15 protein-coding genes are annotated in these 12,101 nt (G+C 30.7%); 10 read left to right on the top strand and 5 right to left on the bottom strand.

All coding sequences use genetic code 11. The features are described 5' to 3' along the window. Positions 1-180: 180 nt before the first annotated feature. Genes lipA through WG951_RS03975 form a run of 5 tightly spaced genes read right to left on the bottom strand, consistent with a single transcriptional unit; the run spans position 181 to position 4,191 of the window. Positions 181-1,050 carry a lipoyl synthase gene (gene lipA / locus WG951_RS03995; RefSeq protein WP_105048908.1) on the bottom strand — a complete coding sequence of 290 codons (870 nt, stop codon included), beginning with the start codon at positions 1,048-1,050 and terminating at the stop codon, positions 181-183. A 25-nt stretch (positions 1,051-1,075) separates the two neighbouring features. After that, positions 1,076-2,311, bottom strand: coding sequence for an Nramp family divalent metal transporter (locus tag WG951_RS03990; RefSeq protein ID WP_105048907.1), 1,236 nt, complete (start codon positions 2,309-2,311; stop codon positions 1,076-1,078). Positions 2,312-2,314: 3 nt separating this feature from the next. Further along, entirely contained in the window at positions 2,315-2,878 is a 564-nt protein-coding gene (locus WG951_RS03985; protein ID WP_105048906.1) for an RNA polymerase sigma factor, read from the bottom strand. After that, a complete protein-coding gene (locus WG951_RS03980; protein WP_211296712.1) occupies positions 2,869-3,972 on the bottom strand; it encodes a glycosyltransferase in 1,104 nt (367 codons plus the stop codon). Before WG951_RS03980 ends, WG951_RS03985 begins: the two co-directional genes overlap by 10 nt. A gap of 15 nt (positions 3,973-3,987) precedes the next feature. Beyond that, positions 3,988-4,191: a membrane or secreted protein gene (locus tag WG951_RS03975; protein WP_105048905.1), complete on the bottom strand. Its 204-nt coding sequence runs from the start codon at positions 4,189-4,191 to the stop codon at positions 3,988-3,990. 140 nt (positions 4,192-4,331) lie between these two features. Between WG951_RS03975 and WG951_RS03970 the strand changes: the two genes are divergently transcribed. The 10 genes from WG951_RS03970 to WG951_RS03925 all read left to right on the top strand — a co-directional run bounded on the left by WG951_RS03970 (position 4,332) and on the right by WG951_RS03925 (position 12,049). Next, positions 4,332-5,162, top strand: coding sequence for a mechanosensitive ion channel family protein (locus WG951_RS03970; RefSeq protein WP_105048904.1), 831 nt, complete (start codon positions 4,332-4,334; stop codon positions 5,160-5,162). 83 nt (positions 5,163-5,245) lie between these two features. Continuing rightward, entirely contained in the window at positions 5,246-5,824 is a 579-nt protein-coding gene (locus WG951_RS03965) for an RNA polymerase sigma factor (protein WP_105048903.1), read from the top strand. A gap of 60 nt (positions 5,825-5,884) precedes the next feature. Beyond that, positions 5,885-6,208, top strand: coding sequence for a hypothetical protein (locus tag WG951_RS03960; RefSeq protein WP_105048902.1), 324 nt, complete (start codon positions 5,885-5,887; stop codon positions 6,206-6,208). A gap of 5 nt (positions 6,209-6,213) precedes the next feature. Continuing rightward, positions 6,214-6,702 carry a Spy/CpxP family protein refolding chaperone gene (locus WG951_RS03955; RefSeq protein ID WP_105048901.1) on the top strand — a complete coding sequence of 163 codons (489 nt, stop codon included), beginning with the start codon at positions 6,214-6,216 and terminating at the stop codon, positions 6,700-6,702. Positions 6,703-6,931: 229 nt separating this feature from the next. Continuing rightward, positions 6,932-7,225, top strand: coding sequence for an EF-hand domain-containing protein (locus WG951_RS03950; RefSeq protein ID WP_105048900.1), 294 nt, complete (start codon positions 6,932-6,934; stop codon positions 7,223-7,225). Between the two features lie 43 nt (positions 7,226-7,268). Further along, positions 7,269-8,735 carry a CotH kinase family protein gene (locus WG951_RS03945; protein WP_105049384.1) on the top strand — a complete coding sequence of 489 codons (1,467 nt, stop codon included), beginning with the start codon at positions 7,269-7,271 and terminating at the stop codon, positions 8,733-8,735. Positions 8,736-8,870: 135 nt separating this feature from the next. Next, on the top strand, positions 8,871-9,956 hold the full coding sequence (locus WG951_RS03940; protein ID WP_105048899.1) for a YHYH protein: 1,086 nt from the start codon (positions 8,871-8,873) through the stop codon (positions 9,954-9,956). A 60-nt stretch (positions 9,957-10,016) separates the two neighbouring features. Next, positions 10,017-10,784, top strand: a complete 768-nt coding sequence (locus WG951_RS03935; protein WP_105048898.1) for a YHYH protein — start codon at positions 10,017-10,019, stop codon at positions 10,782-10,784. 1 nt (position 10,785) lies between these two features. Continuing rightward, complete coding sequence (locus tag WG951_RS03930) at positions 10,786-11,406, top strand: toxin-antitoxin system YwqK family antitoxin (protein ID WP_105048897.1); 621 nt, start codon at positions 10,786-10,788, stop codon at positions 11,404-11,406. Then, entirely contained in the window at positions 11,375-12,049 is a 675-nt protein-coding gene (locus WG951_RS03925; protein ID WP_105048896.1) for an SCO family protein, read from the top strand. Before WG951_RS03930 ends, WG951_RS03925 begins: the two co-directional genes overlap by 32 nt. Positions 12,050-12,101: the final 52 nt, after the last annotated feature.

Genomic DNA, 12,101 nt, shown 5'->3' with positions numbered 1-12,101 from the left:
TTAGGGTACCTTTTAAAGTACCCTACAAAAATAAAACATTAAATGCTGATATGATAATTTAAAAGTCTTTTTACGGTTATTTTATAAAAAAAACGACTATCTATTGAGAATCGTTAAATTTACTGGGTTATAATGCTAATATATTAAACTTTTAGCAAAAGTGTTATTAAGTTATAAGTGTTATACCGCGTGTTTATGTGCTTTATAAGAAGAACGAACTAATGCTCCACTTTCTACGTACATAAAGCCCATTTCTAAGCCTAAAGTTTCGTATTTTTTAAATTGCTCTGGAGTAATAAATTCTAGAACAGGTAAATGATTTTTAGTAGGTTGTAAATATTGACCAATAGTAAGAATATCGCAGTTTACTGCACGTAAATCTTTCATGGTTTGTATTACTTCTTCTTCTTTTTCTCCTAAACCAAGCATTAAACCTGTTTTAGTACGCATGCCTTTTTCTTTTAAGTATTTTAAAACACCTAAACTTCTATCGTACTTCGCCTGAATTCTAACTTCTCTCGTTAACCTTCTTACAGTTTCCATATTATGAGAAACTACTTCTGGATGCACTTCTATAACTCTATCTATTTGTTTAGTGTTTCCTTGAAAATCTGGAATTAAAGTTTCTAAAGTTGTCTTAGGGTTTGCTCTACGAATAGCATCTACGGTTTCTGCCCATATAATAGATCCACCATCTTTTAAATCGTCTCTATCAACAGAAGTTATAACAGCATGTTTAATGCTCATTAATTTTATAGAACGAGCTACTTTTTCTGGTTCATCCCATTCTACGGTTTCTGGTCTTCCGGTTTTTACACCGCAAAAACCACAAGAACGTGTACAGATATTACCTAAAATCATAAATGTAGCAGTTCCTTCTCCCCAACATTCTCCCATGTTTGGGCAGCTTCCACTAGTACAAATGGTATTCAGTTTATATTTATCTACCAAAGACCTTAATTCGGTGTATTTTTTACCCACAGGTAATTTTACACGTAGCCATTTGGGTTTTTTTTGTTTTTCTGGAAGTATTACAGATTCTATTGCCATTTTATTTCTAAATTGAAAAACAAATTTACGAAGAAAAGTTTGAAATACTGCTTAAAAACCAAATACTAAATCCGATTAAGAAGACAATGCCGGCAATACTTAAGATTCTTAAATAAATACCTGGTTGATGTTCTTTAGGAGTGTGTTTACCTGTAATTAATTTGTAGTTTAAAATGGCGTAAAAAGGCGCTGTTAAAAAAGATAAAATAGTGGCTATTTTTATAAGTAGCCCCATATCATCCATAAAATATTTTAAGATTAAAAAAGTGCCTAAAAACAAGGTGATGATCCAAAACCAATATCCAAATTTAAACGTCTTATTAAATAATAGTTTTGTAGTTCTATTCATTGCCCTAGGAGAAGCATCCATGGTTGTAATTGTAGTGCTAAACATGGTTGTAAAAGCAGCAATAGCAATAAGTAGATAAGAAAAATTACCTAAATTTTTTGTGTATAGATAAATCAATTGAGAAGCAAAGACACCTCCTTTATTAGAAAATGTTTCTCCGGATTTATACATTACCAAAGCACCTAAAAGCACAAAGCAAATACCTAAAAATAAAGTGGCTATATAACCAACATTAAAATCAAAAACAGCTGCTGTTCTTTTGGTTTTTATAACGTTTGTTTTGTCTTTTTCTACAGACCAAATAGAATGCCAAATAGAAACATCTAAGGGTGCAGGCATCCATCCTAAAAAAGCAATTAAAAAAGTAAGTTCTACGGCTCCAGATGGAATAATCTGAGTAACATCAAAAGTATCTTTAGTATTAAACAAAGCAATACTTACTGCCAAAATGGTGCTAAGAGTTAAAATAATGATGATAAACTTCATTAAATTATCTAACAATCTATATTTACCAACTACTAAGAATATCAAACTGATAAACATAATTAAGGTAGACCACAAAACTAAATCATTGGTAATGCCAAAAAGTTGCGATGCTAAACCAGCAGTAACAATTGTTACCGCTGCTTGTATGGTAAACATAGTTGCAAAATTAAGAATGTAGTATGTTATTAAAACACCTTTTCCTAATTTTTTGTAGCCTTCTAGTAGGGTTTCTCCTGTTGCAGCCGCATAACGTGGACCAAATTGAAAAAAAGGATATTTAAAGATATGCACTAGCAACAATGCCCATAGTAAACCAAAGCCAAATTCTGCCCCAGCTCTGGTAGACTGTACTAAATGAGAAACACCTATAGCAGCGCCTGCAAATAATAACCCTGGTCCTAAAGAGTGTAAGAAGGATTTTTTCATAGCTTAAGATTTTTTAATGATCTCCGCTAATAATTTTTTTGCTCTTAATAATTTTACTTTTACGTTATTCATAGGTTCGTTAATTTGTTCTGAAATTTCTTTGTAAGATAATTCTTGAAAATAACGTAACTGAATTACTTCTTGATATTTAGGTTTTAATTGTTTGATGTCTCTTAACAATTTTGCTAAATTTTGTTCGGTAATAATTTTGTCTTCTGGGGTAGGGCTTTCATCAACCACTAAATAAGCTTTTTCTTCTTGCTCTTTAGAAGTATCTGCAGCGATAGAAATATTTTTTTTCCGTAATAAATCGATATGAACATTTTTAGAAATGGCAATAAGCCAAGTTTTAAAAACATATTTTTCGTCAAACGTATTAATTTTATCAAAAGCTTTAGAAAAGGTTTGAATAGTAATATCTTCTGCTTCGTTTTCGCTTTGCGTACGTTTTAATTGATAATTATAAACTGCAGACCAAAAAGTATCTAATAAATACCTAAAAGCAGATTGATTTCCACTTTTGGCTTTAGATATGTTTATTTCTAGTTTAGAATCGTTTATTTCCAATGATTTGGTTTTGACGACAAATTAGTGATAAATATCGAAAATTGGAAAATTAGTAAGCCTATTTCTAAAAAAGGTAAAAAATAAGTAATGGTTGGTTCGTTCAATTTTTTTGAAGAAAATCCTATCACAATAAATTGAACCAGATAATAGGTTAAAAAGATGGGTAATATAATTTTCCAAGAATACAAGAAAAATAGAATGATTGCTAAAAGATAAAAGAAAACCTTTGTTACAAAAAAGAAACCTAAAAAGAATTTGTGTTTTGTTTTATAATGTTTAGATGTAGAAATGTGTCTTCTTTTTTGTTGAAACCATTCTGCAAAGCTTTTTGGGGCTAGTGATTCTGTAAAACTTTTTTTAGAGATAGAAAACGTGGTGTTTTCTTTAGTGGCAGCATCTTGAATAAATAAATCATCATCTCCAGATTTAATATGTATGTGATTTATAAAACCTTTTACATTAAAAAACTCAGACCTATGATAGGCTAAATTTCTACCAACCCCCATATAAGGAGCACCTAATTTTGCATAACTAAAATACTGAATGGCAGTTAATAGGGTTTCGAATCTTACAAAAAGGTTTACCAATGATTTTTCCTTTTTATATTTACCATATCCTAAAATAATGGTTTTTTCTTTAGTGAAATTTCTAACCATTTCAGAAATCCAGTATTTAGATACTGGTTTGCAATCTGCATCTGTAAATAGTAAATGATCATTTTTTGCACCTTTAATACCTAGAGTAAGTGCGTATTTTTTATTTCCCCAAAAAGCTTCAATGTTTTCAACACTAATAATTTTAATATTATCGTGTTTCTCTTTAAAAGATGCCATTACTTCAGCAGTTTCATCAGAAGAAGCGTCATCAATTAAAATAACTTCGAAATTGGTATATGCTTGGTTTAAAATTGAAGGTAAAAATTTTTTTAGATTTTCAGCTTCATTTTTTGCGCAAACAATAACGGAAATAGGAATATCAACGTCTTTTTTTTTATCTTTTTTTGTGTCAAATAAAAATGAAGAAAAAATAAAATAATAGACAAGCTGAATTCCTGTAAATACTACAAATAAGTAGAAAAGTACAGATAAAATCATTCAGAAAAAAAGGAATTAATTATGTTGTGGTTCGGCACAAGAATCAAACTGATCAGGAGCTTTTCCGCAAAAGCCACAAGGTTCTCCGGTTTTGTTTAACACTGGGTTTTGACTTGCACAAGTACCTGCAAATTTACCATCTTTTTTTGCCCAAATTTTAATAGCAATCCCAGCAACACCAACTGCTAATAAACCTATAGTAATAAATATTAATTTCATAATAAATAATTGTATTACAAAGATACATATTCTTATTTTTCTTTTTTAAAAATCTACTCTAAATATTTTGTAGAGTGACTTTTTAAAGAAAATAGGGTCATAATTTTGAAACAAATTTCAAAAAAATCAAAAAAAATAAAATGGAAACAACAACAGAAGCTTTAAAAAATTTTTACAATTCAATTTCTTCAGGTTTAGCAGATTGGGGACTTCAATTAATTGGTGCTATCGCAGCCTTAATTATAGGGTTATGGATTATTAGGATGATTATGAAAGGAATCTCTAAAGCGTTTGAAAAAACAAAATTAGACGAAACTTTACAACCTTTTCTATTAACAACTATTGGGTTTATTTTAAAATTATTATTAATTATTTCTATTGCAGGAATTGTAGGTTTACCGATGGCTTCTTTTGCAGCTTTATTAGCAGGTGTTGGTTTAGCAATTGGTGCGGCTTTTAATGGTTCTTTAGGGCATATTGCTTCTGGTATTATGTTGCTTATTTTTAAACCATTTAAGGTGGGAGATTTAATTAAAACAAATGGAGCATTTGGTTTTGTAAAAGAAATTTCTGTTTTTGTTACAGTTATAGAAACGTTTCAAAATGAAACAGAAATTATTCCAAACTCTGCAATTACATCAAATAAAATTACCAATTTAACTAAAATAGGTAATTTACGTATAGACATGCCGTTTGCTATTAGATATGGTTCGGATATTGAAAAAGCTAAACAAATTGTTTTAGATGTACTTAAAAAAGATAAAAATGTTTTACAAGAAGGGGCAAATGCACCAAGAGTTGCTGTAAATAATTTAGGCGTTAATAGTGTAGAATTGTTAGCATTACCTTATGCAAATTGTGAGAATTATTGGGATGTTTATTGGGATACAAGACAAGAAATTGTACAAGCTCTTGGTAATGCAAATTACGAAGCACCTTTACCACAACGTGTGGTTACCATGACAAAATAAATTTTATAGACATAATATTTAGAAAAGACTGTTTTAAGAAGCAGTCTTTTTTTGTATGTTTACTTTTTGATAAATTACCCCTTTTGAACGAAAAATCTTTTATCGTAGAATTACAAGCCGGAAAACAAGCCGCATTTGGTCAACTTTTAGATGATTATCAGCAGAAAGTTTTTGGTACCTGTATTTCCTTTATTCCTAATAAAGAAGATGCAGAAGATGTTGCGCAAGAAGTTTTTTTAGAAGTGTTTAAGTCGATAAATAAATTTAAAGGAGATTCTAAATTATCTACTTGGATTTATAAAATAGCAACCAATAAGTGTTTAGAATTTATCAGAAAAAAGAATACTAAAAAAAGGTTTGCGTTTATGCAAACAATTTTAGGTAATGAAATACCTTTAGATAAAACCAGTTATTTTACAGAAGTTAATCATCCAGGAATTTTATTAGAGAATCAAGAAAAATCTGCCATCATCTTTAAGGCTATAAATACCTTGCCAGAAGCACAAAGAGTTGTTTTTACCTTGGCAAAGATTGATGATAAAAGCTATCAAGAAATTGTAGGAATTACAGGTAAAAGCTTGTCGTCAGTAGAGTCTTTAATGTTTCGAGCAAAGAAAGGATTACAAGAAAAATTAGAAAATTTTTATAAATCAGAAAATTAGTGCAAGTTTTTATAATTTCTAGCATCTAAATAAATAGTATTGTTTTAAGAACACAAAAAAATGAAAACTAAAAAAGACATAAACCAGCAAGTAGATGATACTTTTAAATCATTAGAAGCTATAGAAAAGGTAGAGGTAAATCACTTTTTTAAGCATAAGGTTTTGCAAAAAATACAAGCTGAAAAGGAAGTGAAACAACCTGTTTTTTCTTGGTTTACACCGCAATTGCAATTGGCAACTTTGAGTGTTATATTGTTATTAAATTTCGGAACTATTTTTTATGCTTTTAACAATTCGTCACAAAGTACTAGTTCTAATTCAGACATTAAAACGTTTGCGCAAGAATACTCTTTACAATCAGATAGCAGTTCTATTTTAAATTAAAAGTTATGAAATCAAAATTACTTCCAATTCTTCTTATTTTATTATTACTATTAAATGGTGTATTAATTTTTATGGTGGTAAAAAAGCCCCATGAAAATCAAAGAAATAATCCGACAAGAAATTTTTTAACAGAGCAATTGAGGTTTACCGAAACTCAAAAAGCGGCATTTAGAACTTTAGATACAGCGCATAGACAGGTAATGAGAGGTCTAGAAGATCAGCTTAAAGATCAAAAAGATTTTTTATTTGATGGCTTTAATAAAGAAAACTTTACAATTGATTCTTTAACCACAAAAATTGGACTTATACAAGCCAAAAAAGATGCAGAAGTTTTTTCATTTTTTAAACAGGTAAGAGATATTTGTACAGCAGATCAAGTGCAAAAGTTTGATGAAATAATTAAAGAAGCAATAAGAGGCGGAGATAGAATGCCGCCAAATGATGGTAGGATGCCTCCTCCTCATGATAACGATAGAATGCCACCACCGAGATAATATATTTATCCGTATTTTAATTTTAAAAAAAAATCCAAATCTTAACTGCTTTGGATTTTTTTTTTTGACAATAATGAAGTTAATTTTTAAAGTGTTTTATAATAAAATTAATGCTTTAGTTTATAGGGCTACTATTTTTTAATTAGATATGTTAAAGTAAAGTTAACGTGCACAAGTTTTTAAAAGTGCTTGCATCTAAAGGTATATAAACTTAATAAATATATTTAAAATGAAAAAATCAACAAATAAAATTTTAGCAGTATTAATAGTTTCTTTTGGTTTATCAGTATCAACTTTTGCACAAGCAGGCAATTCTGATGAAAAACCAAAAGGACCACCAACATTTAAACAACTTTTAAAAGAGTTTGATGCTAATGAAGATGGTAAAATTTCTCAAAAAGAAGTAAAAGGGCCTTTGGCAAAAGATTTTAAAAAAATAGATACCAATGAAGATGGTTTTATCTCAGAAAAAGAACTGAAAGATGCCCCAAAACCAGAAAGAAGAGAAAGACCAAGAAATTAAGAATAACAAAAAGGAATCAAAAAAATCAATCAAACAATTAATTATGAAAAATTATAAAATTCAATTATTCTCATTTGTGATTACACTTTTTATTTTTTCGTGTACAAGTGATGATGTTTCTGATGTTACAGTAGATGACACAGATGATAGTAATGAAGTTGCTGTAGTAATAGATGATACAGATTTTGAAGCAATAGATTGGACCGAAGCTACACATAGTAAAGATGTAGACCCAAATATTAGCGAAGTTTTTGAAGACAACACAGTAAAAAGGTTAGACTTTGTAATTACTGAAGAGCGTTGGCAAACCATGTTAGATGATATGGAAAACCTTTACGGCACATTTGGAGGAAGTTCTGCTGGTGGACCTGGAGGAGCTGGTGGTCCTGGTGGAGCAGGGGGACCTGGTATTGTTACAACTGATATAGATGAAGACCCTATTTTTGTACCAGGAGAAGTGTTTTATGAAGGGAAAGAATGGTATCGTGTTGGTTTGCGTTTTAAAGGAAATTCTAGCTTAAAAAGCAGTTGGGAAGCAGGGATTTTAAAATTATCATTTAAATTAGATTTTGATGAGTTTGAAGATGATTATCCTCAAATAAAGAATCAACGTTTTTACGGAATTAAGAAATTAAGCCTTAAAAATAATTATGATGATAGCTCTATGTTAAGAGAAAAGGTAGCCACAGATGTGTTTAGAAATGCTGGTTTAGCAGCATCTCACACCGCATTTTACACCTTATATGTAGATCATGGAGATGGACCACAGTATTTTGGATTGTATACTTTAGTTGAAGAAGTAGATGGAAGTGTTTTAGATACACAATTTTCTGATGATGACGGAAACTTATACAAACCAGATGGAGATGCAGCAAGTTTTGCAAGCGGAACTTTTGATGAAGATGAATATGTGAAAAAGAATAATGAAGATGAGGCAGATTTTTCTGATGTACAAAGTCTTTTAACAATTATAAATGATGGTACAAGAACTTCAGATCCTGAAGCTTGGAGAACCAGTTTAGATGCTGTTTTTGATACAGACATCTTTTTAAAATATTTAGCAGTAAACACAGTGGTTCAAAACTGGGATACGTATGGTAGAATGACACATAACTATTTCTTATACAATGATCCGGCTACGAGTAAATTAACTTGGATTCCTTGGGATAATAATGAAGCTTTACAAACTGGTAAAATGGGAGGTTCTTTACCTTTAAATTTCTCAGGCTTAACAGCGTCTCAATGGCCTTTAATTGGTTACATGTATCAAGATGAGGTTTATAAAGAAAAGTATGATGCGTATGTAGAAGAGGTTATAAATGGTGCGTTTAATGAAAGTACAATTCAGGCTTTATATACAAGTTATGCTGCTTTGGTAGAAGAATATGCAACATCAGAAGTTAGCGGGTATACTTTTTTAAATAGTAGTTCAGATTTTCAATCGGCAGTTAGCCAGTTAAAATCACATGCAACTTCTAGAAAAGCTGCAGTATCAGCTTATTTAAATTAAAGAAAATAGTATTTGAATTTGGTTAGTTATTAAAAGCTTTATAAGAAATTGTGAAGCTTTTTTTGTTAAAATAAGTTAAAGAACACAAGTTATTTTATTAGAAGACATCTAAAGATTTATAAAACAATTAAAAAAATGAAAAAGTATTTCATACCCATATTAGCCAGTATTCTATTTATAGGCTGTAAAAGTCAAGCAACCAAGCATACGCATAATGGAGAAACAGAAAGTCACACACACATAGGTGCAGGCTACTTTGACTCTTATAGTTTGATCAGTAAAATTTTTGGAACAAAGACTATTGTTACTGTATCAGACAATGAGCGAAAAATGGTTACAAATGCATTGCCAGATCATAAAACAGGAGCTTTTCCAAGAAAAGGAAATCCGAATACAATTTCTGCACAGAATAAAACATACACCTTTCCTGTAAACCCCAAGTATACAGGGAAGTCAACTTGGGTTAGAGAACCAGGAGTTGCGTTAAACGGAGTAAAGTTTGAACCAGGAACCGCAGAAGTTGTTGTTTGTGAAACAGGAGAAAACTATAGAGTAGAAGCTTTTCAGGATGTCATAGATCTCGGGCTCGATTTTAATCATGCGCACGTACAGCCAACAGGAGAGTATCATTATCACGGAACTCCAACTTCTGTAATAGAAGAATTTGATACCGGAAAAGATTTGGTACACGTTGGTTTTGCTCACGATGGTTTTCCTATTTATTATTCTAAAAGTAATGCTTACAAACCGAGTTATAAATTATTAGAAGGTACGAGAGAGGGAGAAGATTGTGTTTATGAAAATCCGAAAGAAACCATAAAAATAGCTTTAAACGACGATCATGATGGAACGTACGGTTCAGATTTTGAATATGTAGCAAATTCGGGTGATTTAGATGAATGTAACGGAATTACAATAGATGGAAAATATATGTATTTGGTTACAAATGAGTTTCCGTATGTAAGCAGATGTTTAATGGGAGAGATTAAAGAAACTGAAAGAAGAGGTCCGCCTAGAGAGGGAAATGAAGGAAGAAAAGAAGGTGGACGTAAAGGTTTTGATGAACTATTAAAAATGATGGATACTAATAAAGATGGAAAGTTATCAGAAAAAGAAGTTAAGGGGCCATTAAAAGAACATTTTGCTAAGGTTGATAGTAACAAAGACGGATACATTTCTAAAGAAGAATTAGAGAAAGGTGCAAAACCAAATAGAAAATAAAACGCAAGTTTATTATAGAACTTGCATCTAAATATTAAATAACCCAAAACCACTAAAAAAATGAAAAACCAATTTATCAAAACCACATCACTTATTGTATTACTTTTTTCTGCCTTTGTTTCTTGTACTTCAGATACAGAAGAGAATGCGACAGATGTAGATGTTAGCGATACTGATACCGTAATTACAGAATTACATGCAGCGTATGCCGAGTTTAATACAGATGCTACAGATATTTATTTATCTAACGGAGGTACCACTGTTACCATAGAAACCACAGGTTTGCCAAATCATGAAACTGTTTATTGGGGAGAAGGAAATGAATTATATAGAGAAGAATCCGGTGTAGCTACAACGCCTTCTATTATTTCTAGTAATAATAATGCAACCACCATTACGGTAGATGCTACTCCAAATTTAACAGGTAGTACAGTTAGTACGCAATTAAACACAATAGGTATTGCAGTTAGTGGAGCTTCTATATTTAACGATCAAGAAGGAAACGGAGCTTTAGATCAAGCGGCAGCAAGTTTAGATTGGACAGGAGCACACATTGGACCTGGAGTATATCATTACCATTTAGAACCAAAAGCATTTTCTAATGATGATAAGAACTTAGTTGGTATTTTATTAGATGGAGTTTTCTTATATGGTAGAAAATGTAACGCTACCGGTACGTATCCTACAGATTTAGATACTTCTGGAGGTCATACTTCTGTAACACAACATTCAGATGGAATAGAGGAGTATCATTACCATATTATTAACGAATTATATGCTACTACAGGTTCTTATATTGCTTTTGAAGGTCCTTACCAAGGTTACTAAAATGAGGTTTTTAACATTATTATTTCCCCTTTTTTTAATTTGTGTTATTGGTTGTAATTCTTCAACCAATAGTGCAAAAAAGGATGCTGTTGTAAAAAAAGTAGAAATCAACAGTGAGATTGTTGTTCATAAAGACAGCTTAGTTTTAAATGGTAATGAAGGGAATTGGTATTATAAGAATACCCTTTTTAACGGATTTGCAGTAAAATATCACGCCAATGATACTTTAAAAGAAAAAACCGGTTTTTACAATGGTAAAAAAGAAGGTGTTTACAAAGTTTGGTTTAAAAGTGGTGTTTTAAAAATGGCTTCGCATTATCAACAAAACGTACTTGTAGGGAGTTATAAAGCTTGGTGGCAAAACGGAACTTTAGCTTTTGATGCAAACTATAAAATGGGTAAGTTAGAAGGAGTAGAGCGCCAATGGTACTCAGATGGAACAATGTCTAAAGAAAGACATTTATTAAAGGGAAGTGAAAATGGTTTGCAAAGAGCTTGGTTACAAAATGGTAAGATTTATGTAAACTATGAAGCTAAAAATGGTAGAACCTTTGGTATGAAGCGTGCAAATTTATGTTATCAATTAAAAAATGAAAAAGTTGAAGAAAAGAAAGATATATAGTTTTTTTATAGTGAGTTTACTTCTTTTTTTAAGTTGTAAAAAAACAGATCATAAAGAAATTTCAAGTAAAACGGACGTTTTACCTTATTATAATGAAGCTTCATTTACACCTAAATGGATAGCTGCTAAAAGTGATCAATTAAAAACTTTTCATACCATTCCAGATTTTAGTTTGACAGATCAGAACGGAGTAAATATTACTCAAAAAACATTTGAAAATAAAATTTATGTAGCCGATTTTTTCTTTACCACGTGTCCTGGTATTTGCCCGAAAATGACAAGTAATATGTCTTTAGTACAAGATGCTTTTAAAGATGATGACAATGTTTTATTGCTTTCACATTCTGTAACGCCTAGCATAGATTCTGTAGCGCAGTTAAAAAAATATGCTTTAGATAAAGAAATTGGTAAGAACTGGCATTTGGTTACAGGTGATAAAAAAGAAATTTACGACTTAGGCAGAAAATCTTATTTTGTAGAAGAAGATTTAGGGAAACCAAAAAGCATTGATGATTTTTTACACACAGAAAACTTTGTACTTATTGATAAAAATAAACATATTAGAGGCATTTACAATGGTTTAAGCAAGAACTCTGTAAAACAATTAATTGCAGATATTAAAACATTAAAATTAGAAATATAGTTTTCGGGGGAATATTATATTTCTAACTCTAACCTCATCGTTAATTTGATGA

Origin of the sequence: Polaribacter butkevichii (genome assembly GCF_038024105.1) — a bacterium.
In the GTDB taxonomy this organism is placed as follows: Bacteria; Bacteroidota; Bacteroidia; order Flavobacteriales; family Flavobacteriaceae; genus Polaribacter; species Polaribacter butkevichii.
Note: the sequence above shows the minus strand (reverse complement) of the source record. Positions and strands in the feature narration are given on the sequence as shown.